Annotated in this window: 20 protein-coding genes; 14 read left to right on the plus strand and 6 right to left on the minus strand. The window is 69.7% G+C overall.

Translation table 11 applies throughout. The features are described from left to right. Positions 1 to 1074: 1074 nt before the first annotated feature. From AB0D31_RS20090 to AB0D31_RS20105, 4 genes are all read right to left on the minus strand, one after another. A complete protein-coding gene (locus AB0D31_RS20090) occupies positions 1075 to 2676 on the minus strand; it encodes a metallophosphoesterase family protein (RefSeq protein ID WP_362724683.1) in 1602 nt (533 codons plus the stop codon). Between the two features lie 310 nt (positions 2677 to 2986). Then, positions 2987 to 3136, minus strand: coding sequence for a hypothetical protein (locus tag AB0D31_RS20095; RefSeq protein ID WP_362724686.1), 150 nt, complete (start codon positions 3134 to 3136; stop codon positions 2987 to 2989). 246 nt (positions 3137 to 3382) lie between these two features. Then, positions 3383 to 4138 (minus strand): anti-sigma factor, encoded by a 756-nt coding sequence (locus AB0D31_RS20100; protein ID WP_362724688.1) that lies wholly within the window; start codon positions 4136 to 4138, stop codon positions 3383 to 3385. Further along, positions 4135 to 4719 (minus strand): sigma-70 family RNA polymerase sigma factor, encoded by a 585-nt coding sequence (locus tag AB0D31_RS20105; RefSeq protein ID WP_362724691.1) that lies wholly within the window; start codon positions 4717 to 4719, stop codon positions 4135 to 4137. The genes AB0D31_RS20100 and AB0D31_RS20105 overlap by 4 nt, the downstream gene beginning before the upstream one ends. 640 nt (positions 4720 to 5359) lie before the next feature. Between AB0D31_RS20105 and AB0D31_RS20110 the strand changes: the two genes are divergently transcribed. From AB0D31_RS20110 to AB0D31_RS20155, 10 genes are all read left to right on the plus strand, one after another. Further along, entirely contained in the window at positions 5360 to 6961 is a 1602-nt protein-coding gene (locus tag AB0D31_RS20110) for a molybdopterin-dependent oxidoreductase (RefSeq protein WP_362724694.1), read from the plus strand. A 96-nt stretch (positions 6962 to 7057) separates the two neighbouring features. Next, positions 7058 to 7714 carry a fasciclin domain-containing protein gene (locus AB0D31_RS20115; protein ID WP_362724696.1) on the plus strand — a complete coding sequence of 219 codons (657 nt, stop codon included), beginning with the start codon at positions 7058 to 7060 and terminating at the stop codon, positions 7712 to 7714. A 474-nt stretch (positions 7715 to 8188) separates the two neighbouring features. After that, on the plus strand, positions 8189 to 8770 hold the full coding sequence (locus tag AB0D31_RS20120; RefSeq protein ID WP_362724698.1) for a fasciclin domain-containing protein: 582 nt from the start codon (positions 8189 to 8191) through the stop codon (positions 8768 to 8770). Between the two features lie 207 nt (positions 8771 to 8977). Next, positions 8978 to 9241, plus strand: a complete 264-nt coding sequence (locus tag AB0D31_RS20125) for a hypothetical protein (protein ID WP_362724700.1) — start codon at positions 8978 to 8980, stop codon at positions 9239 to 9241. A gap of 177 nt (positions 9242 to 9418) precedes the next feature. Further along, on the plus strand, positions 9419 to 11911 hold the full coding sequence (locus AB0D31_RS20130; protein WP_362724703.1) for a nitrate reductase: 2493 nt from the start codon (positions 9419 to 9421) through the stop codon (positions 11909 to 11911). Further along, positions 11908 to 12399 (plus strand): hypothetical protein, encoded by a 492-nt coding sequence (locus AB0D31_RS20135; protein WP_362724706.1) that lies wholly within the window; start codon positions 11908 to 11910, stop codon positions 12397 to 12399. The genes AB0D31_RS20130 and AB0D31_RS20135 overlap by 4 nt, the downstream gene beginning before the upstream one ends. Before the next feature lie 79 nt (positions 12400 to 12478). Continuing rightward, entirely contained in the window at positions 12479 to 12955 is a 477-nt protein-coding gene (locus AB0D31_RS20140; RefSeq protein WP_362724709.1) for an SDR family NAD(P)-dependent oxidoreductase, read from the plus strand. Between the two features lie 177 nt (positions 12956 to 13132). Then, complete coding sequence (locus AB0D31_RS20145; RefSeq protein ID WP_362724712.1) at positions 13133 to 14599, plus strand: ornithine decarboxylase; 1467 nt, start codon at positions 13133 to 13135, stop codon at positions 14597 to 14599. Between the two features lie 146 nt (positions 14600 to 14745). Next, positions 14746 to 14904 (plus strand): DUF6381 family protein, encoded by a 159-nt coding sequence (locus AB0D31_RS20150; protein WP_359966748.1) that lies wholly within the window; start codon positions 14746 to 14748, stop codon positions 14902 to 14904. Between the two features lie 36 nt (positions 14905 to 14940). Next, the gene (locus AB0D31_RS20155; protein WP_362724715.1) at positions 14941 to 16035 is read left to right on the plus strand and encodes a glutamate--cysteine ligase; all 1095 of its coding nucleotides are present in this window, start codon (positions 14941 to 14943) and stop codon (positions 16033 to 16035) included. Between the two features lie 91 nt (positions 16036 to 16126). Here AB0D31_RS20155 and AB0D31_RS20160 read toward each other — a convergent pair whose 3' ends face one another. Beyond that, positions 16127 to 16453 carry an STAS domain-containing protein gene (locus AB0D31_RS20160; RefSeq protein WP_362724718.1) on the minus strand — a complete coding sequence of 109 codons (327 nt, stop codon included), beginning with the start codon at positions 16451 to 16453 and terminating at the stop codon, positions 16127 to 16129. Between the two features lie 555 nt (positions 16454 to 17008). Here AB0D31_RS20160 and AB0D31_RS20165 point away from each other — a divergent pair. Then, positions 17009 to 17965, plus strand: coding sequence for a SigB/SigF/SigG family RNA polymerase sigma factor (locus tag AB0D31_RS20165; RefSeq protein ID WP_362724721.1), 957 nt, complete (start codon positions 17009 to 17011; stop codon positions 17963 to 17965). A gap of 232 nt (positions 17966 to 18197) precedes the next feature. Here AB0D31_RS20165 and AB0D31_RS20170 read toward each other — a convergent pair whose 3' ends face one another. Continuing rightward, positions 18198 to 18611 (minus strand): hypothetical protein, encoded by a 414-nt coding sequence (locus AB0D31_RS20170; RefSeq protein ID WP_362724724.1) that lies wholly within the window; start codon positions 18609 to 18611, stop codon positions 18198 to 18200. A gap of 541 nt (positions 18612 to 19152) precedes the next feature. Between AB0D31_RS20170 and AB0D31_RS20175 the strand changes: the two genes are divergently transcribed. The 3 genes from AB0D31_RS20175 (at position 19153) to AB0D31_RS20185 (ending at position 21928) form a co-directional block, all read left to right on the plus strand. Then, positions 19153 to 19713, plus strand: coding sequence for a hemerythrin domain-containing protein (locus AB0D31_RS20175; protein WP_359966627.1), 561 nt, complete (start codon positions 19153 to 19155; stop codon positions 19711 to 19713). Between the two features lie 156 nt (positions 19714 to 19869). Next, positions 19870 to 20286 (plus strand): CBS domain-containing protein, encoded by a 417-nt coding sequence (locus AB0D31_RS20180; RefSeq protein ID WP_362724727.1) that lies wholly within the window; start codon positions 19870 to 19872, stop codon positions 20284 to 20286. Positions 20287 to 20668: 382 nt separating this feature from the next. Beyond that, the gene (locus AB0D31_RS20185; protein WP_362724730.1) at positions 20669 to 21928 is read left to right on the plus strand and encodes a cytochrome P450; all 1260 of its coding nucleotides are present in this window, start codon (positions 20669 to 20671) and stop codon (positions 21926 to 21928) included. Positions 21929 to 21950 lie beyond the last annotated feature (22 nt).

Here is a 21950-nt window from a genome sequence, read left to right on the forward strand (position 1 = left end):
GGGTGTGCGAGGGCGCCGCGGGGCGCGCCCGGGTCGCGTGTCGTGTCCCGGCGACCCGTCGCCGAGAGCACGCTCTCGGGCGAGGCCATCCGTCGAAGCCGATTACTTCGCCCCCGGGAGCTCAAAAATCTACTCTGGCTGGAGTAGACATTGAGGTGTGGCGTGGGTATGGTTCCTGTCGTAGCCAAGAAGGACGCAGAGCCCGGCAGGGATGAACTGCCGGTCGGTAGTAACGCAGTTGTAGTACGCAGGACGGTGCGGTGGCGGAGTTCGGAAGCCAGGGTGGTTGCAGGACGGCGACGGGACTGGCCACCGCACCGGGCGGCCCGCAGTGATCAGGGGCGGCCATCGGTGGTACTGCGGTCAACGCAGTGGCAGTACGCAGTGGCAGTACCAAGTGGAGTGCAGTTCGCGGTGCACAGCAGTGAAGTAGTGAGCGGTACCTCGGTGAAGGCGTCGGCTGCGGGCGCGCGCATCGGGAAGTTCGGCAGTGGGGTTCCAAGCCAGAGCAGACGCAGGACGGGCAACGGGGCTGGCTGTCGAAGCGTGGCGCCGACACGGGCCACGGAGCGGTTCGCATCACACGCGGTACGCGGTTGAGCAGTACGCGGACGCGACGCGGTTACCAGGTAAGAAGTTGATCAAGAGGGAAAGAACGGAGGAGCCCACGCCATCAGGATCGCCCGGGCGATGTACGGGCCCGGGTACCGCAGGACATCGATAGTGAGGTGGTCTCCGGTCACGCAACCGCGATCCCCGCATGCCCCATCCTCTGCCGGATGGACATGTGGACACAGGAGGCCGGCGCAGTACCAGGGCCGGCAGATGGTGTAGCAGTTCCTTCGGGGCCCGGGTGCCATACGCACCCGGGCCCCTCCAGCACGATCCCGAGAAACGGCCCGCGCGTTTTTGCGGTGCGGCCTGGCCGCTCCGCTCGGTCGACGGCGCGGAACCGCTCCTGCGGGGAGGCCGGCGGGGAGGGAAGTCCCTTCATCGCTCCGGCCGCAGTGCCTCCCCGAAGACCCCGAAGACTCCCGTGCAGGCCACCGGTCCCGTGAGGCCCTACCGGTCCCGTCAGGCCCGACCGGCCGCGCGGCCGGCCGGAACCGTGACGTCCGCAGGGCGGTCGTGGGTGGTCCAGCCGTCGCGGCGGTTGCGGTAGACGGTGAAGCGGTCGAAGAGGACGGGCGTCGGGAACGGGTTCGCGGTCGTCGCCTCCTGGGAGTGGTAGTAGCTCACGCTGATGCTGGTACGTCCGCCGGGCAGGTGGCCGGGATCGACGTCGAAGACCGCCACGCCGTAGGGGTGGGCGGTGTCGGGGTCGCGTACCGCCGACCACGTGGCTTTCTCCTTGGCGTCCGGATCGGCCTTGAACGGCAGGCGCTTGGTCCGCACGAACGCGTCCGGGACTCCGCTGCCGTCCGTGTCACCGAGATAGGTGTCGTCGTGCGAAGCCGTTCCGCCGCCCCCGAGAATCAGGTGGACCGTGCCCCTGGAGCTGTCGATCTCACGGAGCCCGTCGTCGACGACGCTGGGCCGCAGCAGGCTGCCGGGGTCGGTGCCGCGTACGGGATGGGTGCGCTCGTAGTCGTGGTCGTGGCCGCACAGGACGAGATCGACCGCGTACCGGTCGAACAGGGGGAGGAGCTGTTCGCGGATGCCGATGTCGCCGCCATGGCTGGCGGCCGAGGAGGACATCGCGAACTGGTGCATGGACACGACGATCCAGTCCACCTCGCGACCCGCGCGGGCATGCGCCAACACCCTTTCCAGCCACCGCAGTTGGGCGCCCTCACTGTATCCGCTGATGTAGACGGACCGGCCGGTGGCCGGGTCGATGCTGGCGTCGTCCTCGATCGCGATGTCGTTGCCGTCGACCGAGAGGAACAACACCGAGCCGACCTGGAAGCTGTACCAGTTGCCGCAGTGGTCACGGGTGTGGTTGTCCGGCAGGTCGAACCGGGTGTGGTACGAGGCGTACCCCAACTCGCCGCCCCCTGCCTCGACTTCGTGATTCCCGGGCGCCGGCATCCAGGGGCGGTTGCGCGCCGACACCGACATGTTGTTCATGAACGCGTCCCAGCACTGCGGCTGACGGTCCTGGTTGTTGTTGGCGTACGCCAGGTCACCGTTGAGGAGGTGGAAGAGCGGGTCGAACCGCTCGACCTGGCGCACCGCGGCCGCGCCGTGGAGGGCGGACTTGCTCCAGGAGGCCGACCCCGTGCCCAGGTCGCCGAAGCTGGTGAACCGGAACGCCGCACGCTCACGGCCGGGTGCGGTACGGAAGGTCCCGCGGACGGGCGCGGCTCCGTCGTGGACGATCTCGTAGACGTAGGCGGTGTCGGGGTGCAGGCCGTGCAGCCTCGTGCGGTGGGTGTAGGTCTCGACCTTGTTCAGCCCGTCGACGTAGGTTCGGGTGTCGGCCCGGTAGGTGTGGCCGAAACCACCGCGGGCCGTGCCGAGCCTGAGCCGGGGCCGCCGCACCGAACCGGCGCTCGCCCAGGAGACCGTCATCTCGCGCGAGGGCTCGTTGCCGTACTGGAGGTGCACCTGCTCGGGGCCGGGGGTGCCTGCGACGGCAGGCTGGCTCCACAGCAGCGCGGAGGCGGGCACCCCCGCCAGCGCGCCGGCGGCTGCCGTGGTCCTGAGAACGGTTCTGCGCGAGGGATGGGTCACTGCGGCCTCCTGGGTCCCGGAAATCGTCCGGAGACTGACAGCGGGGGCCGACATCCCGACCAGCACGGGAGGGACGGACGGCGAACAGCATGTGAACGCGCTTGACGGACGGCCCATCAGGCCATCGGGCCCCCGGGCCGACGCGCCGCGCCGCGCACGCAGCGGCGCGCGCGGGCTTACTCTTCGACCACGATCTCCGTCGCATGGGGTGGCACGGCTTGGCGACGCCGGTTGAGGCAGGAGCTCGGACGTACCCGCGTCACGTACGCGGGGCATCGACAACGGTCGTCCGCCTGCGGGGCGGTGGACCTCAGTGGGCGGATGCGCCGAACTCGGCATGCTGGGTACGCCGTGCGAACTCCAGGTCATCGCCCGGTTCGCGGACAGGAGGCGGAAAGACAAGCCGGCGCGCTTCCTCGCGCGCATGGGCCATGAGGGCCCGGAACTCTTCGTCCGTCATGGAGATCGCCGCCTCTCGACCCGGCCGCGCATCGGGGGCCTCATAAGGGGTTCGTCGCGCAGTGCGATGCGGCTTGCTCGCCTCAGGCGATCTGTACCGGCGTCTCGACGCGGGGTGCGATGACCAGGAGCGCCGTACCGTCGTAGCGCGCTCGGCCGAGGGGCCATGGACGAGCCGCTGCCGGCAGGACCGTTGGCGAGGCCCTGAACGCGATAGCCCGGGGGAGATCCATGTCCGGGCTGGGGTTCAGGCGCGGGGGATGGTCATGAGGGCGAGGGGGGTGGTGGTGGGCTGGGGGGAGCCGCCTGCCGGCTCTACGGTGATGCCCATGCCGGTCGCATGGTCGAGGGGGCCGGACAGCAGGACTGCTTCGGTGGGCCGGGTAGGGTTCATCAGGCCGGCCGATCGCATGGTGCCGGCGTCGTCGTACCAGAGCTGGTAGACCTTGCCGGCGGGGGGCCGCGAGAGCCCGGAGGCCAGGAACACCGCCTGGTTGCGGCTGCGGGCCACGACGAGAGTGCCGGTGGCGTTGCCCTTGAGCTGCCCGCTGGTCGCCTTGGCGTCGGGGGCCGCGAGGACGCCGGTCAACTGCTGGGACTGCTGCCGTTCCGCTTGTGCCTGGACGCGTGCCGTCTCGGCCTGTTGGTGCTGCCAGACGGCGATCCCGCCGGATCCGACGGCCGCCGCCAGGCAGGCGGCCAGCGCGAACCGGAGTGCGGTGTGCCTGCGGTCGGCGCGCCGTGGGGACCGGCCCACAGGTCTGGTGCGAGGCGGGTCCTGGCGGACGGTGGTGATCCTGCGGAGCACGTTCGCCTTCAGCGCGGCCGGCGGCAGTGTGGTCATAGCGAGCCCCAAACGTGCTGCGGTAGCGGCGAGTTCGCGGACTTCCTGGGCGCAGGACTCGCACGCGGCGAGGTGGCACTCGAACTCCTCGCGTTCTTCGTCGTTGAGCGCGTGCAGCGCGTAGGCGCCGGTGAGCGTGTGCAGGTCGGCGTTGGTCACGCGGTCACCCCCAGGCAGTCGCGCAGCCGGATCAGTCCGTCGCGCAGGCGGGTCTTGATGGTGCCGAGCGGCACGGACAGCAGTTCGCTCACCTCGCGATAGGTCAGCCCCCGGTAGTAGGCGAGGGTGACCGACTCCCGCTGCAACTCCGTCAGGGTACGAAGGCAGCGGCGTACCGTTTCGCGCTCCAGACGGGTCTCCACCTCTTCGCTGACCTCGTCGAACGCGGGTGTCTGGGCGAGCAGGGCGGCCTTGTTGTCCCGTTCGGCCGACGCCTGGGCTGAACGGACCCGGTCCACGGCCCGGCGGTGCGCCAGGGTGAGTACCCAGTTCATGACGCCTCCACGCTCGGGCTCGTAGCGGGCCGCCGTACGCCACACGTCGACCAGCACCTCCTGCGCCACCTCCTCCGACTGGGCCGGATCGCGCAGCACGCTGCGCACCAGGCCGAAGACGGGCCCGATGACCGCGTCGTACACCGAGGAGAACGCCTGCTCGTCGCCGCGCGCGCTCCTGGCCAGGAGTTCGGGCAGGTCGGGGCCGGCCTGGCGTGCCCTGCTGATGTGCACGGTCTCTTTCACCCGGCGATCCTCCCGGAGGTTCGTGGTTACGAGCGTGATTCGGAGCCGGAGGGTCGGCGGATTGGTCCGCGAGGCCACGGGGTCGGGGCTGTGACCTGGTGGATGCGTGACCTGGCAGCAGGAACGTCAGCGCTGCCTGCGAGGAGGCCTGGGGTGCGATCGGCGCCGCCCCGGCGGCCGGCCTCTCCGCTGGGCGCGTGCCTCGCCCTCCTCGCCGGCCGGCCTCTCCGCTGGGCGCGTGCCTCGCCCTCCTCGCCGGCCGGCCTCTCCGCTGGGCGCGTGCCTCGCCCTCCTCGCCGGCCGGCCTCTCCGCTGGGCGCGTGCCCCGGCCTCCTCGCCGGCCGGCCTCTCCGCTGGGCGCGTGCCCCGGCCTCCTCGCCGGCCGCGGCCTCTCCGTTGGGCGCGGGCCTCGCCCAACTCAGTGAAGCAGGCGGCGTGCCTCGCCGCGTCACACGTCGAGCAGCCCCAGCGTCAGGACGGACAACTGTCGTCATACGCCGATGCGGCGGCGGCATCTCCCCGTTGGCCTGGCGTGATGCGTGCCGGGCCGCTCTTGACGCTCCGTCAGCCACCTGTGTGGGGCAACTCGTTGGAGTGAGCGACCAATCCCGCCGCCCATCGGCTCCGAACAGGAGCCGTGATGAAACTTCTGAGCAGGGGCGTCCGCCTTCCGCTCGCAGCCCTTTCCGGACTGCTCGCCGGCCTGGCCGCGCTGGCCGTCGCCGAGTTGGTCTCGGCCGCGGTACGGCCCGAGTCCGGACCGGTGATCGCGGTGGGCGGTGCGGCCATCGACCGCACGCCGCCCGCACTGAAGGACTGGGCGATCCGTCACTTCGGGACCAATGACAAGCTCGTCCTCCAGCTCGGCATCCTTGCCGTCCTGGCCCTGCTGGCCCTGGTGCTGGGCGTCCTGGCGCTGCGCTTTCGCCGTATCGGTGCCGCCGGGGTGCTCCTGTTCGGTGTCGTGGGAGCACTGGCCGCGACCGGCCGCCCCGACTCGACGAGCGCGGCCGACGCGCTGCCATCGGTGGTTGGTTGTCTGGTCGGGGCGGCTCTGCTGTATCTGCTGATCGGCCGCCTCACCCCACCCCACCGCACCGCGGTGGGCACGGAGGACGCTCCCGAAGGGCAAGCCACCCCGGCGCCCGACGGCTGGGACCGGCGCGGATTCGTCATCGCCGCGAGCGCCGCCGCAGCCGCCTCGGCCGGCGCGGGCCTGCTCGGCAGGTCACTGAACAGTTCCAGCGGTCAGGGAGCGGTCGCCTCCCGCACCAAGGTGCTGCTGCCGAGCCCCGCATCCGCGGCCCGGCCGATCCCGTCGGGTGCTGCCCTGCACATCCCGGGCATCAGCCCGTTCGTCACCCCGAACGGCGATTTCTACCGCGTCGACACCGCTCTGGTGATCCCCAAAGTCGACGCCACCTCCTGGCGGATGAAGATCCACGGCAAGGGCGTCAGCGTCCCCCTCACCCTCACCTTCCAAGATCTGCTCAAGCGCCGGCTGATGGAGCGGGACATCACGTTGGCCTGTGTGTCCAACGAAGTCGGCGGCCCCTACGTGGGCAACGCCCGCTGGATCGGGGTGCCGCTCGCCGACCTCCTCAAGGAGGCGGGGGTGCGGCCGCCGTCGCGGGGCGGGCCGGCCGATCAGCTGGTGGCGCGCTCGGTCGACGGCATGACGATCGGCACTCCGGTCGAGGACATCATGGACGGCCGCGACGCGATGCTCGCCGTCGGTATGAACGGCGAACCCCTGCCGTTCGTGCACGGCTTTCCGGTCCGCATGGTGGTCCCGGGCCTGTACGGCTACGTCTCGGCGTGCAAGTGGCTCCAAGACCTGGAGCTGACCACGTTCGACGCGTACGACTCGTACTGGGTCAAGCGGTCCTGGGCGAAGAAGGCGCCGATCAAGACCGAGTCCCGCATCGACACTCCGAAACCGTTCGCCCGCCCGAAGGCAGGCACGGTGATGATCGCCGGCGTCGCCTGGGCGCAGCACCGCGGGATCGACCGGGTCGAGGTACGGGTCGACGACGGCCCCTGGACGCGGGCCGACCTCGCCACCGAGGACACCACGGACACCTGGCGCCAGTGGTCCCTGCCCTGGAAGGCCACCTCCGGCGGACACACCCTGACGGTCCGGGCCACCGACCGTACCGGCCTGACACAGACCGAACAGCGCACACCCACCATCCCGGACGGTGCCAGCGGCTGGCACTCGGTGGTGATCACCGTGGACTGAGCGACCACTCACTTCCAGAGCCACCCCCGGCACGCGGGGCCGGACGGCCCGTCCGGCATCGCCACATCCGTCTCACATCACCTCACAGGAGAAGTCATGAACAACACTCTGCGTTTCCGTCGCTCCGCGATCGCGGTCACCGCTGCCGCCGTCCTGCCCTTCGCGCTGAGCGCCTGCGGGGGCGACAGCGGCAGCAGCAAGAAGGACAGTGCTTCCTCGCCTTCGGAGGCCGCACCGCCGGCATCGCAGTCGTCGGCCGGCGGCGATGCTTCGATGACGGACAAGCCCTTTGGTGCGGCGTGCGCGTCGGTGCCGAAGGACGGTGCGGGTTCGTTCGACGGTATGGCCAAGGACCCGGTCGCCACCGCGGCCTCCAACAACCCGGCGCTCTCCACGCTGGTGGCCGCAGTCAAGAAGGCCGGCCTGGTCGACACCCTCAACAACGCCCAGAACATTACGGTGTTCGCACCCACCAACGACGCCTTCGCGAAGATCCCGAAGGCCGACCTGGACAAGGTCCTCAATGACAAGGCCACCCTCACCAAGATCCTCACGTACCACGTGGTGGGCCAGAAGCTCACGCCCCAGCAGCTGGAGAACGGCTCCTTCGACACCCTGGAGAAGGGGAAGGTCAGCACGTCCGGCTCGGGCACGGCGTACAAGGTCAACGACAGCGCGAACGTGGTCTGCGGCAACGTACCCACCGCCAACGCCACGGTCTACATCGTCGACACGGTCCTCATGCCCAAGTAGTCCTCATGCCCAAGTAGTCCTCATGCCCAAGTAAGCCAGGACGGCCCCTGGTGGCCCGGGCCACTGGCGACGGGAGGGTGCAGGCCCCTCAGGAGAAGCGGCCTGCTCCTCCCCTCTCTCCGGTCTCTCCGGTCTCTCCGGCTCCGGTCGCTCACTGACGGAAGCGGTATCGATCCGTACCGCCGGTGATGCGTAGGCATGTGTCAGCCGGATGGGGGGTGCCGCGTGTGGCAAGCGTCGGCCGAGACATCCGAACGGCCGCCGGCGATCACCGCGCCAGAAAGTCACCCGCGCCAGAGAGTCACCAGAGACGCCAATCCGGCCCACGGGTGCGCGCCGAATACCCAGTGAGGCATGTGACAGAACACGAGCTACGTCTCGACGCTCCCGGCACCGGGCGCCTGACGGCATCCGGTCACCGGGCACCTCCTTCCGAAGGAGGCGGTCCATGCCGCGAACCCGGAGGAACGAGTCATGAACAGCATCCGGATCAGGCGCTCGGCGCTCATCGGTGCCGTCGCTGTGGCGTTCCCGCTCTCTCTCGCAGTGCTGCCTCTCACGGCATCCGCCGACAGCATGCCCGGCCCCTTCGGGCCGGCCTGCATGAGCGTGCCCAAGCAGGGAGCCGGCAGTTTCAGCGGAATGGCCAAGGACCCCGTCGCCACTGCCGCATCGCACAACCCGGCACTGTCCACCCTCGTCGCTGCCGTGAAGAAGGCAGGTCTCGTGGACACGCTGAACAACGCGAAGAACATCACTGTCTTCGCTCCGTCGAACGATGCGTTCAGCAAGATCCCCAAGAGCACGCTCGACAAGGCAATGAACGACAAGGCTCAGCTCACCAAGATCCTCACCTACCACGTGGTGGGCCAGAAGATCACGCCCGATCAGCTGTCCCACGGCAGCTTCAAGTCCCTTGAGGGGGCGACCCTCACCACCTCCGGCTCGGGCTCGGCCTACAAGGTCAATGGCGGCGCCCACATCGTGTGCGGCAACGTCCCCACCGCCAACGCCACGGTGTACATCATCGACAGCGTTCTCATGCCCTCCTCGTGAGGGAAGGGCGGACACGTGGGCCGCTCTCCTGGAACGGAGTGGGCCACAAACATGGGCCGTCCGCCGGAATTGCCCTCGCCAACAAACAAGGCCCCGGTCGCTGACCAGGGCCTTTGTCGTGGAGCGAGTGACGGGAATCGAACCCGCGCTCCACGCTTGGGAATCAACGGGTTCTGTGGGGCCCAGCATGCGGCCTGATCTGCGCAAATGGAGTGCGAGCTCGTCGGCCACGGTCTGGGCGAGCGGGATCACCGGCGGCCGGGCGTCGGCGCCGGAGTGGCAGGACACCAGGCGTACCGGCTGGCCGGCCTTGTACTCGGGGTTATTGCGGATCGCGTCCACGACGTGGTGCGGGTTGACCTCGAAGTCGGTCAAGTTCTTGCCGGCGGCGTTCAGGCGCCCGGCAGCGAAGACGCCCTTGTCGGTGCCGTGCACGATCACGTCGTGCACTCCGGCCACTGTCAGCCGTAACTGGCCACGGTCGTGCACCAACGTCACTTGCCACTTCTGAGGTGTCTTCTTGCTCCATGTGGACGCTCTGCGAGCCGCCACCGCGGCCGGACAAGGCGTCCTGGGGCCCAGGTGGGGTACTGGTGCGAAAGGCGTCGACTCGCACGGGGTCGGCGGCGGCAATGCTGGGAGGCACGCGTGGAGGCTTCGGTGGACCGGATCGCGGAGCCGTGGGGTGCCCGTACGCCCTACGCCCGGCGCGCGCCCTGGCCGGTGCGCGTCGACACGTATCTCGCCGACGGGACGACAGCAGCGGACGTGCAGCAGTGGGTGCGGGCGGCCTCGATCCTGCATTCCGACGGGGACGCGATGGACATCGCCGTGCGCGACGGGCGCATGGTCGGGGTGCGCGGACGGGCGGACGACCGTGTGAACCACGGCCGGCTCGGGCCGAAGGACCTGTTCGGCTGGCAGGCCAACGCCTCCACGGACCGGCTCACCCGGCCGCTGGTGCGGGAGAACGGGCAGCTGGTCGAGACCGACTGGGCCACGGCCATGGACCGGATCGTCTCCCGCTCCAAGGACCTGCTGCGGGAGAACGGGCCCGGCTCGATCGGGTTCTACACCTCGGGCCAGCTGTTCTTGGAGGAGTACTACACACTGGCGGTGCTGGCCCGGGCGGGCATCGGAACGAACCACCTCGACGGCAACACCCGGATGTGCACCTCGACCGCGGCGGAGGCCCTCAAAGAGACCTTCGGCTGCGACGGCCAGCCCGGCAGTTACGACGACATCGACCACGCCGATGTGATCGCGCTGTTCGGCCACAACATCGCCGAGACCCAGCCCGTGCAGTGGATGCGCATCCTCGACCGCCTCGAAGGGGGCGACCCGCCCCGGCTGCTCTGCGTGGACCCGCGGCCCACCGCCGTCGCCCGCAAGGCCGCCGTACACCTGGCGCCGCGCGGCGGCACGAACCTCGCGCTGCTCAACGCGCTCCTGCACGAGATCATCCGCACCGACCGGATCGACCACGACTACATCGAGGCCCACACGGTCGGCTTCGAGGAACTCAAGACGCAGGTCAAGGAGTGCACCCCGGCCTGGGCCGCCGCCATCTGCGACGTCCCGGCCGCCCGTATCGAGGAGGCGGCCGAACTCCTGGGCGGCGCCGAACGTCTCCTGTCCACGGTGCTCCAGGGCGTGTACCAGTCCCACCAGGCGACCGCCTCCGCCGTGCAGGTCAACAACCTGCACCTCATCCGGGGCATGCTGGGCCGCCCCGGGGCGGGCGTGCTCCAGATGAACGGCCAGCCGACCGCGCAGAACACACGTGAGTGCGGAGCCAACGGTGACCTGCCGGGCTTCCGCAACTGGCAGAACGACGAACACGTCGCCGACCTCGCCTCGGTGTGGAATGTCGAGCCGTCGCAGATTCCGCATTACGCGCCGCCGACGCACGCCATGCAGATCTTCCGCTACGCCGAGCAGGGCTCCCTGCGCATGCTGTGGATCAGCGGCACCAACCCGGCCGTGTCCCTGCCCGAACTCGCCCGCATCCGCTCGATCCTGGCCCAGGAGCGGCTGTTCGTCGTGGCGCAGGACCTGTTCCTGACCGAGACGGCTCAGCTCGCCGATGTGGTGCTGCCCGCCGCGACCTGGGGCGAGAAGACCGGCACGTTCACGAATGCCGACCGCACGGTGCATCTCTCCGAGAAGGCCGTCGAGCCACCGGGTGACGCCAAACCGGACCTCGACATCTTCCTCGACTACGCGGCGCGCATGGACTTTCGCGACAAGGACGACGACCCGCTGGTCCACTGGCACGATCCCGAGTCGGCGTTCGAGGCGTGGAAGCGGTGCAGCGCGGGCCGTCCGTGCGACTACACCGGCCTGACGTACGAAAAACTGCGCGGCCCCAGCGGCATCCAGTGGCCCTGCAACGACCAGGCCCCCGACGGAACCGAACGCCTCTACACCGACGGCATCAGCTGGGCCGACCCGGACTACTGCGAGGCATACGGCAAGGACCTGGAGACCGGCGCCGCACAGGAGCCGGTGGAGTACCGCTCGTTGAACCCGGACGGCAAGGCGATGATCAAAGCTGCCTCCTACACTCCCCCGCACGAGCAGCCCGACGACCGTTACCCCTTCCACCTCACCACGGGCCGGACGATCTACCACTTCCACACCCGCACGAAGACGGCCCGCGCCCCGCAGTTGAACGGCGCGGCGCCGGAGGTGTGGGTCGAGGTGTCGTCCTTCGACGCCGGTGAACTGGGCCTGGCGGAAGGGGATTTGGCGGAGGTCTCGTCCCCGCGCGGCTCAGTGCGGGCCCGGGTGCGGGTCACGGACATCCGCCGAGGTCTGTTGTTCGTGCCGTTCCACTACGGCTACTGGGACACCGAAGCCGGCTCCGGCCCCGACGAGAAGACACCCGGGCGGGCCGCGAACGAGGCGACCATCACCGACTGGGACCCGGCCTCCAAGCAGCCCCTGTTCAAGACGGCCGCCGCCGCGCTGGCCCTCGTCGAACGCGGCGACGGAAGGGCGGCTCCGGCGCCGACCACCACCGCCTCCGCACCGGCCCGTGGCGCAGGGAGCCTGCCGCCCACGACAGGCGGCGGCGCCGCCCAGGCCACGCAGTCGGGCGACGGCAGTTGGAGCACCCGAGGGGAGAACGGCCGGTGAACGGCATCACGTTGACGTTGCGCGCGCTGCACCACGGCGAGCAGCACCTGGCGAAGGAGCTGCTCGCCGCGGCCGAACGCCACCGCACGGAACACGAAGTGCACCATGTGGCAACGGACTTGGCGCGCTGGTCCGCCCAGCACGTCGAGCGCATCGCCGACACCGCCGGCCACTACGACCTGGAACTGGACGAAGCGCCCTCCACATCTCACTCCGGCTTCATCTCGACGCTGCGGGAAAAGGTCGCCGAGACGGTGGGGCGCCGGCCGGAACCCGGGCTGCTGTTGCTGCGTGATCTGCGTGAGCTGCACCTGGCCGCGGCGGAGAACTCCCTGCACTGGGAGATGCTGGCCCAGACGGCACAGGCGGCCAAGGACCAACGGCTCCTCTCGCTCGCCTCCGCCTGCCACCCCCAGACGCTGCGGCAGATGCGCTGGACGAACACCATGATCAAAAATCTGTGCCCGCAAGTCCTGTCCAGCCTGTGACCTGCCCGATGCGGGCACTCGGCTTCGGCCGGCCGCGCGGGCTGGTACGTCGCACCGGTCACGGGTTACCTGTCGGCACATGAACGACAGCGAACCGCTGGCCCTCGTCACAGGCGCCTCAAGCGGCATCGGATTCGAACTGGCCAAGCAATTCGCCCGGAACGGTTTCGTTCTCCTGCTGACCGCAGAGGACGATGAGCTGGACATCGCGGCGGACGAGATCCGCGCCGAAGGGGCGCGAGTGGAGACCGTGCGGGTCGATCTTGCTGAACCCGGCGGGGTGGACCGCCTGTACGCCGCCGTCACGTCGATGGCGGGCATGGAGGACACCAAGCTCGGCCGGCAGGACAAGGACGACCCCGCCCAGGTCGCCAAGGACGGCTTCGAGGCCCTCATGAGCGGCAGGACGAAGAGCGTGGCGGGCTCGCTCAAGACCAAGGCCCAGGAGATGGCGAACAAGGTCCTCCCGGACAGCGCCAAGGCCGCCGCGCACCGGAAGATGGCCGAACCGGGGTCGGGCGGGTCAGGCGACGACGGCCCGCCCGAGCGCCCCTGAGGACGCGCCCCACCCCCATGGACAGCGAGCCGCCAGGCGGCGCCGCGGCGAGCCGCGCCTCTGTCCTTCGGGTGCTCCGGCCGGCTGGAGCACCCGGCGCGGCGGCTGCTCACCTGACTGGGCCTGCCGGGTCCCGTACCCGGTTTCTGGCTCGGCGGCCCGGGGCACTTGGCCCTCATGGACCACTCGAAGGCGCCCGTGCTGGAAGCGTTGACGGCCTATCACGAGAGCGGGCAGAAGCCGTTCACGCCGCCCGGGCACAAACAGGCCCGGGGCGCGGACCCGCGGGTCCGGTCGGTGCTCGGAGACGCTGTGTTCTCCTCGGACGTGCTGGCGACCTCCGGGCTCGATGACCGCCGCTCCTCCCACGGGGTGCTGGAAGAGGCCCAGGAGCTCATGGCCGACGCCGTCGGCGCCCAGCACACCTTCTTCTCGACGTGCGGCAGCTCCCTGTCGGTGAAGTCCGCGATGTTGTCGGTCGCGGGGCCGCACGAAAAGCTTCTGGTCGGACGGGACGCCCACAAGTCCGTCGTGTCCGGGCTGATCCTCTCCGGCATCGAACCGGTGTGGGTGGAGCCGCAGTGGGACGCCGAACGTCACTTGGCGCACCCGCCGTCCGCGGAGGCTTTCGCTGCCGCGTTCCGGGAACACCCCGACGCGCGCGGGGTCCTGGTGACCAGTCCCACGCCGTATGGGACGTGCTCCGACCTCGGAGCCATCGCCGAGGTGTGCCACGCGCTGGGCAAGCCGGTCATCGTGGACGAGGCGTGGGGAGCCCACCTGCCCTTCCATGCCGATCTGCCGACGTGGGCGATGGACGCCGGGGCGGACGTCTGTGTGACATCCGTCCACAAGATGGGCTCCGGGCTCGAACAGGGCTCGGTGTTCCACCTTCAGGGAGATCTCGTCAAGCCGGAGGTGCTGAAGAGCCGGGAAGACCTCCTCGGCACCACGAGCCCCTCCGTGCTCATCTACGCGGCGCTGGACGGCTGGCGCCGACAGATGGTCGAGCACGGCAAAACCCTGTACGACGACGCCCTGGCACTCGCCCAGGACGTGCGGTCGCAGATCTCCGCGATCGACGGTTTGCACGTCCACGGCAGGGACGATTTCTGCGGGCCCGGACGGTCGGCCGACATGGACCCGCTCCAGATCATCATCGACATCGCCGCCCTGGGAACCACCGGGTACCGCGCTGCCGACTGGATCCGGGAGCACCACCACATCAACCTGCACCTCTCCGACCACCGCCGTATCAGCGCCCAGCTCACCCACGCGGACGACGAAGCCACGACGGCCGAACTCATCAAGGCGCTGCGGGATCTCGCCTCCCGTGCCGCTGATCTCCGCCCCGCGCCCCGGGTCGAGGTCCCGCCGCCCGGCAGGCTTCGGCTGGAGCAGAGCATGCTTCCGCGTGACGCGTTCTTCGGACGCACGGAGCAGATCCCCTGGGAGCGCGCGGAAGGCAGGATCAGCGCTGAGATGCTGACGCCGTATCCGCCGGGCATCCCTGCCGTACTCCCGGGTGAGCGCCTGAACGCCGATGTCCTGACGTACCTGCGGACCGGCGTCGACGCCGGCATGGTCGTGCCGGACGCCGTCGACAAGGACGTCAAGACCGTGCGCGTCGTGGCACGGGACTGACGGGTCCGGCCATGCAGGTCAGCGCGGCATCGGTCCGGCAGGCCATCCGCAGCCCCCGGCGTGCGTGAGCCAGCGGGACGTGCTTCGCTGAAGGGCCCTCCTTTGCAGATCGGGAGAGCGACGTGTCTGTGAACAGTGAGCAAGAGATGGCCGACCGGGGCGTCCGGCTTCGTGAGCGGGCGGAAGAGCTGGAGATGGCTGCCCAGCGCACGACCGACGCCGAGCACCGGCAGCGGCTGAGGGAGAAGGCTCGGCGGCTGCGCGAGCGGGCGGAAGGCAGCGACAGAAGTGCGGCTGTGCGGTAATTGCCGGAGCCGGGCTTGACGGAGGGGCTGAGTGAAGTGATCAGTCTCGGTGTCGAGGAAGAGTACGTGTTGATCGATCCCCTCACCGGCGTGCCCGTGGCGCTGTCCGAGGAGGTACGGGGAGCGGTCGGGCTGGGGTGGTTCGCGGATGAGGACGAGGTCCAGCCGGAACTCCTTCAGGCACAGGTGGAAGCGGCGACGCCGGTATGTGAGGACTTGACGGAGCTGGGCGGTCACCTTCTTCGTCTGCGGCACGCGCTGGGGGCCGCCGCCGAGCGGAACGGGTGCCGTCTGGCCGCGGTGGCGACGGCGCCGTTGGCTTGCCCCGGTCGGCAGGTCCCCGTCACCGCCGAACCGCGATACCGGCGCATGCGCAAGCAGGCGGGCACTCTGGTGGACGAGCAACTCATCAACGGGATGCACGTCCATGTGGGGATGCCCGACCGCGCCACCGCCGTCGGGGTGCTCAACAGGATCCGGGTATGGCTCCCCACGCTGCTTGCCATGTCAGCGAACTCGCCCCTGTGGCAGGGCAGCGACACCCGGTTCGCGAGCTGGCGCACGCTCGTGTTCAACCGCTGGCCCGTGAGCGGTCCGCCGCCTCTCTTCACGGACGTCGCGGACTACGACCAGCGCATCGCCGCTCTCGTCAGCTCCGGGGTGATCATGGACACGGGCCAGTTGTACTGGGACGCCCGCCTGTCCGAGCGTTACCCCACCGTCGAAGTGCGGTGTCTGGACGTGCAGCTCGGCGTGGAGGACGCGGTCATGCTCGCCGGAATCGTCCGCGCTCTGGCCGCCACCGCCATAGACGCGTACGGACGAGAGGAACCGGTGCCCGCGTGCACGCCCGAGCAGCTGCAGGCGGCGACGTGGCAAGCGGCCCGCTACGGCCTGGGCGGCACGCTCATGCACCCGCGCGGCGATGCCCGGCCGGCGGCAGAGGTGGTGGCGCGGCTGCTGGACCACATCACCCCTGCCCTGACGGCTTGCGGGGACGACCGTTACGTGCTTCCCGCCGTGCAGCGCCTCTTGCGGGTGGGAACCGGAGCCGAGCGCCAGCGCCGGGCCCGCGCCCAGGACGGCCCGCGCAGCCTGATCGACCTCATGACCGAAAGCACCGCCAGTTGACTTGACCGGCCGTCGAACGGAACGATGCCCACCGCCAGGGCGGCCGTCGCGGCCCCGGATGTTGAGGACGTGAAGGCGGTTCCCAGGCGTCTCAGGTGCAAGCCGCCGCTACGCTGGGAGCGAGGGTGAACAGGCCGCTCGTGCCCGTCAGGGCCAGCAGGATGCCGACCTCGCGCTGTACCGGACCGGCCAGGACCAAGTGGTGATCCTTGCGTGCGTCCAGAAGCACGTTCAGCAGGGACGTGTCCGCGAATGTCACGCCGGCGACGTCCACGACGGTGCGTCGCACGGCGTCGTCACCAGCCGCCTTCTCCAGGGCCCGGCGTACAGGCCCGACGGTGTCCACATCGAACTCCCCGGCCAAGCGGAGGATGGCCGCGCCTGAGCGGGCCGACGCGGCAAGGCGATTCCGATGCATGACGATCCTCCTCGCGTACGAGGGCGCTGATGCGGCGGCTGGACAGGGCCGGAAGCGACGTGTCCCGAACGTGTCCCGGAGACCGTGGAAGCCGACGCGGCTCAGGAACGATTTTCCCATCTGAGCGACTCCAGAACCAGTGTCTTGGATGGTCGCGCATGAGTGGACTCACCCGGCCTGCCTCGCCGTCGGCGCGGTATCGATGGCGTCCCTGCGCAGTCGGCGAGGTGGTCGCCGTTCCGTCCGGCCGGTGCACATGTCTCATGGGAGCCGACCGCAGGAGCCCTCAACGGAGGTGTGTGCCCGGACGAGGGCCCCTGCGGTGTCCCGGGGGCGAACATCACACCAAACGAGGACAGTCCGGAACGGGTTACGCGCGGTTGCCCACGCTGCTGAAACCCCGCACGCGCCCCGGCTGTTTGCCGCGGAGTGGCACGGGCAGGCGCCGATTGTGCTTCAGACCGGGGGCACGCCCGCAGGACCCGTCCGCGGGCCGAGCGCATGGTGCCCGGACGGTGTGGCCAGGGCCTGTGCCGCCACGAGAGGAGTTCGGTCATGCCTGCCACCACCCGACCCCGCGCGGCCGACGCGCACCGCCCCAGGAACCGCGGTGACGCACCCGACACGGCGGCCGCCTTCGCCCGGCTGGCCGCCCTTGACGCGGGCGCGGAACGTGAGGCGCTGCGCGAGGCTCTGGTGCGTCAGTGGATGCCGATGGCCCGGCGTCTGGCGCTCAAGTACCGCGACCGCGGCGCGGAGACGGAAGACCTGTACCAGGTCGCGGCAGTGGGGCTGCTCAAAGCGGTGGACCGCTACGAGGCGGCGAAAGGTGCGTTCGAAGCCTACGCGGTACCGACGATCAACGGAGAGCTCAAGCGGTACTTCCGCGATCATCTCTGGGCCGTCCACGTCCCGCGCCGGGTTCAGGAGTTGCGCAACACGGTCCGCATCGCGCGTCGCGAACTGATGACGCTCCGGCCGGGGGAGCCGACGGTCCCCGAGCTCGCCGATCACTGCGGTCTGGCGGAAGACGATGTCCACGACGGTCTGCGAGCACTCGAGTCGTTCAGCAGTCTGTCCCTGGAAGCCCGTCCCCGTCATGAAGGCGGGGACGGGCAAGGCCCGGCGCCGGCCGACACCCTCGGTGTCCCCGAGGCGGGCTTCGACATCGTCGTGGACCGCGAGGCGGTGAAACCAGCTCTGAGGGCGCTGCCCGAACGCGAACTGAGGATCCTGCACATGCGGTTCTTCAAGGACATGACGCAGAAGCAGATCGCCCAGGAACTCGGCATCTCCCAAATGCACGTGTCGCGCCTGCTCGCCAGCACCTGCACCCGCATAAGGCAGCAGACCCTGGGAAGCGCCGCGAACCGGCTCGACGCCCAGGCCGGCGTCACGATCACGCGCGGCCACCCGCATCGGTCGGGTCAGCGGCAACCGCCCCGCCGAGGGCTCGGTACGACAGTGACGCCTGGCCCGTCCCCGACCGCTCATCGCGCTCGCGCTTCATAAGCGGCCGGGCTTCGTGGATAACCCAGCCATGGGGGACTCGGCGCTTCACTACCTGGGCTGGGTCGGCGCTCACGGCCCCTGACCTGTCGCGCGATGAAGCTGCGCTCAGGCAGGGCGAGGCGTGGGGCGTCGCGGCAGCACAGCGGTCGGCGGGATCGGCCTCAGAGGTCGATGCACGGGCAGCCGGGGCAAAGAGCTCAGCCGGGTCCGTGGCTCGGCTGAGCGAAGGGCTCTACTCGCTGGAGGTCTGCCGTCCGCCGCCGCGGGTGACCTTGGAGCCGAGCGGGCACACCAGAACGCCTCTGGCTCCGTTTCCGGTCGTCACCTGATCGGTTACATAGCGGGTGCCGTTCGAGCAGTCGAGCCAGATGTCGAAGGAGACAGGTCCAGTGCAGTCGACCGAGAACTCCGGCCCCGTGTGGTGGACGTTGTAGCACCTGAGGCGGTTTCCTCGCGGCGGGACAGGGTCGGTGGCGTGACCGTCCGGTTCGAGTTCCCCGGTGTCCACATGGGCCGTCTTGAGATCCGTGAGCGTGTAGAGGCCGGGGCCCACGGTCGGCGAAGCCGCGCCCGCCAGTCCCTGTCCCGCGCCGAGAGCGAGCACCGTGGCCGCCGCGAGGGTGGCCAGCGTCTTGCTGAACTTCACGCTTTCCCCATTTCTGCCCCGGCCCAGAGAAACGTTTCCCGTACGAGGCGTACGGAATGTCCGGGTGCTCAAGGAGCTTCCGGGGTAATGCGGAGTTGGGCAATGGCGCACATAAGGGGCGCGTTGCACGCCCTGTTGAGGGAACTCGCCCCGGCTTGGGGAAAATCGTTCTTTCAGACGCCTCCAGAGTCGGAATCATTCATTCCGTTGCCGCGATGGGGGAGCGGGGCCGGTCGGGAATGCCTCCGACGCGCTCCCCTCAGAGGGTTTCAGCCATCACTGGACGGATCCAGAGGAGGGCGGATGCACCGGTATGCGGCGCTGGAAGCGAAGGGCCCTGTGCCTGGCGCCGCCGGCCCGACGTCGCGGCGGCGCCGGTTGCCGACATCCCGCGGCGCCGTCGGACGCGCTCGCACGGCACCGGAACCGCGCACGGCGAAATAGGCGCGTTAGTCCGGCAAAGAGGCGGGAACCCATGCACCGAGGAGGACGCGAGAGGAAAGCACTCGGGGACCGATCGATCCGAAAGGAACACGCCCTTATGGGACACGGCGGAAACGTCATTGAGGAACTGAAGGCGGACCATCGCGAGGTGGAGGACCTGTTCGACCAGATCGAGGCCCTGCCCCTGCATGACGACAAGCGCCGGCACATCGCCGACCGGTTCACGATCGAGCTGGTCCGGCACGCGGTGGCGGAGGAGATGTACCTCTACCCCGCCGTTCGCGAGCACGTACCCGGTGGGGAAGCTCTGGCGGACAGGGAGATCAAGGATCACGCGACCGTCGAGCAACTCCTGAAGGACCTGGAGAAGGCCGACGTCGGCGATGCCCGCTTCGACAGCCTGGTGCAGCAGCTGATCCGCGAGGTCAGCGCGCATGTCGCGGACGAGGAGCAACACCTGTTCCCCGCTCTGGCCGGCGCCGTGTCCACAGAGGTGCTCGATGAACTCGGCGACAAGATCCGGACTGCCAAGAAGCTGGCCCCCACGCGTCCGCACCCGGGCGCGCCCGACACGCCGCCCGGCAACAAGCTCCTCGCGCCCGGAGCGGGCCTCGTCGACCGGGCCCGCGACTTCGTCACCGGGCGCGGCAAAGACTGAGCGGGCGCTCGCGGTCGCTGGGCAACCGGCTGACAGCTGCGGGGCGTCCGCGTGGGAGCTTGTTCATCCCCACCGTGCAGAAGTACGCAAGGTATTGACCGGTCCGGGGGCGAAGACCGGGCCGGTCACCCATTCCCATGAGAACGGAGCAATGACATGACCAGCGCACGCGAGATCATGACCGGCGGCGCCGAATGCGTCGGGGCCGAGGAAACGGTGGCCGAGGCGGCCCGCAAGATGGCCCAGCTCGGCGTGGGGGCCCTGCCGATCTGCGGTACCGATCAGCGACTCAAGGGCATGCTCACGGACCGCGACATCGTCGTCAAGGTTCTCGCCAAGGGCCTGGATCCCGCCGACACGAAGGCAGGTGACCTCGCACAGGGTGAGGCGGTCACCATTGGCGCCGACGACGACGCCGCGGAAATCCTGCGCACCATGACGGCGCACAAGGTGCGTCGGCTCCCTGTCATCGACGGGCACGACTTGGTCGGTGTCGTCGCCCAGGCCGATGTCGCCCGCGCGCTGCCCGACCCGCAGGTCGGAGACCTCCTCCAGGCGCTCTCCACCGACTGACGACGAGTCGAAGCCCGTCGGAGTGCACGCACGTGCACGCACGTCGGCGCTTCGTGGCGCGATCACGGCCGGATCGTGCCTGGCATCCCCCATCCCGCATCCCTGCTGCTCAGTCCTGAAGATCGGCTGTCGGAACAGCCGTGATCGGGGCCGGGCAGCCGGTGCGCGCCTTCAGGACACGGCTTCGGACACGAGGGTGTCGAGCCGGATGCCCATCGGGAAGGCAGAGTCCGGCGTGAGCCCCAGTGCCGGGACGTGAGCGCGCGGTCAGCAACTATTGGCAGCGTGGTTGATCCCGTCGCACGGCCATCCGTTTTCAGCCCATTACGGGCCCTTTCGGTGTCCCATGCGTACCGCCCGTATGCGTGGGAACCTGCCGACTATGGACGTATCGACCACTCCTTTGATCGACCGTTCCCTTTCGGCTTTCGCCCGGGGTTACACCTGGCTGCCCGGCCTGCTCGGCGGGCGCTCCGGTGGCGTGGCGCGCACGCGGGTGCTGGGCAAGCCGGCTCTCGTCGTGCGGGGGCCGGAGGCAGTGCGCTTCTTCTACGACGAGCGCAACGTGCGTCGGAGCGGCGCGCTCCCGGGGCCGGTGCTGAGCACCTTGTTCGGCCATGACGCCGTTCACACCCTCGACGGCGACGCCCACCGTGCGCGCAAGGAGTTCTTCCTGCCGTTGCTCGACCCCGGGCGGATCGCCGGTCTCGTCGAACATGTCAGCGCGGCGTGGGACGACGCCGCACGCGAGTGGAGCAAGCAGGGACGGGTGGTTCTGTTCGATGCGGCGAGCGTGGTGCTCACTCGTGGCGTGTGCGACTGGGCCGGCATCCGGCTCGACGGGGACTCCGCGGTGGCGGAACTGGCACGCGACCTGGTGGCCATGGTGGACGGCTTCGCCACCGCCGGGCCACGGCACTTCCGGGCCAGGCGCGCTCGCAGCCGTCAGGAGCAGGACTTCACCCGGCTGGTCGAGGACGTCCGCGCGGGGCGTGCCACCGCCCCCCAGGGGTCGGTGCTCGCCGCCGTGTGCGCGCACCGCGAAAGCACCGGCGAGCTGCTGCATCCGCACACGGCGGCCGTCGAATTGCTGAACGTCATCCGGCCCACCGTCGCCATCAGTTGGTTCGTCGCCTACGCCGCCCATGCGCTGCATCTGCATCTGACGCCGCGCCGGCGAGACCGACTCCGTGACGGCGACATTCCGTACGCCGCCGCGTTCGCGCACGAGGTACGCCGTTTCTACCCCTTCGCGCCCTACCTCGGAGGTCTTGCCGTACGGGATCTGTCCTGGCGGGACGTGGCGGTGCCGGCCGGCGCGATGGTGCTGCTCGACGTCTTCGGGCAGAACCACGACGACGCGCTGTGGGGAGATCCGCATGTGTTCCGTCCGGAGCGGTTCCTTGAACACCCCGTCGAACGTGACGAGTTGATCCCCCAGGGCGGCGGCGAGCCGCGCACCGGCCATCGCTGCCCCGGCGAGGGCCTGACCATCGGACTTCTTGAAGCGCTCGCGATGCGTCTGGCGGACCTGGAGTACACGGTGCCGGACCAGGACCTGAAGATTTCCCTGCACCGCATCCCGGCGCGGGTGCGCAGCGGCTTCGCCGTGGAGCAGGTGAGGGTGACGGGCGCGACCTGAGGGGCCCGGCGCTGTTGGGACG

It is taken from the genome of Streptomyces sp. NPDC048361, from assembly GCF_040651795.1.
Lineage (GTDB): Bacteria > Actinomycetota > Actinomycetes > Streptomycetales > Streptomycetaceae > Streptomyces.

Excerpts from the sequence above, each read along its gene's own strand:
- AB0D31_RS20185 (WP_362724730.1), top strand. The coding sequence starts at position 20,669 with ATGGACGTATCGACCACTCCTTTGATCGACCGTTCCCTTTCGGCTTTC.
- AB0D31_RS20180 (WP_362724727.1), top strand. The coding sequence starts at position 19,870 with ATGACCAGCGCACGCGAGATCATGACCGGCGGCGCCGAATGCGTCGGG.
- AB0D31_RS20140 (WP_362724709.1), top strand. The coding sequence starts at position 12,479 with ATGAACGACAGCGAACCGCTGGCCCTCGTCACAGGCGCCTCAAGCGGC.
- AB0D31_RS20110 (WP_362724694.1), top strand. The coding sequence starts at position 5,360 with ATGAAACTTCTGAGCAGGGGCGTCCGCCTTCCGCTCGCAGCCCTTTCC.
- AB0D31_RS20115 (WP_362724696.1), top strand. The coding sequence starts at position 7,058 with ATGAACAACACTCTGCGTTTCCGTCGCTCCGCGATCGCGGTCACCGCT.
- AB0D31_RS20125 (WP_362724700.1), top strand. The coding sequence starts at position 8,978 with ATGGAGTGCGAGCTCGTCGGCCACGGTCTGGGCGAGCGGGATCACCGG.
- AB0D31_RS20145 (WP_362724712.1), top strand. The coding sequence starts at position 13,133 with ATGGACCACTCGAAGGCGCCCGTGCTGGAAGCGTTGACGGCCTATCAC.
- AB0D31_RS20095 (WP_362724686.1), bottom strand. The coding sequence starts at position 3,136 with ATGACGGACGAAGAGTTCCGGGCCCTCATGGCCCATGCGCGCGAGGAA.
- AB0D31_RS20165 (WP_362724721.1), top strand. The coding sequence starts at position 17,009 with ATGCCTGCCACCACCCGACCCCGCGCGGCCGACGCGCACCGCCCCAGG.
- AB0D31_RS20175 (WP_359966627.1), top strand. The coding sequence starts at position 19,153 with ATGGGACACGGCGGAAACGTCATTGAGGAACTGAAGGCGGACCATCGC.
- AB0D31_RS20120 (WP_362724698.1), top strand. The coding sequence starts at position 8,189 with ATGAACAGCATCCGGATCAGGCGCTCGGCGCTCATCGGTGCCGTCGCT.
- AB0D31_RS20160 (WP_362724718.1), bottom strand. The coding sequence starts at position 16,453 with ATGCATCGGAATCGCCTTGCCGCGTCGGCCCGCTCAGGCGCGGCCATC.
- AB0D31_RS20150 (WP_359966748.1), top strand. The coding sequence starts at position 14,746 with ATGGCCGACCGGGGCGTCCGGCTTCGTGAGCGGGCGGAAGAGCTGGAG.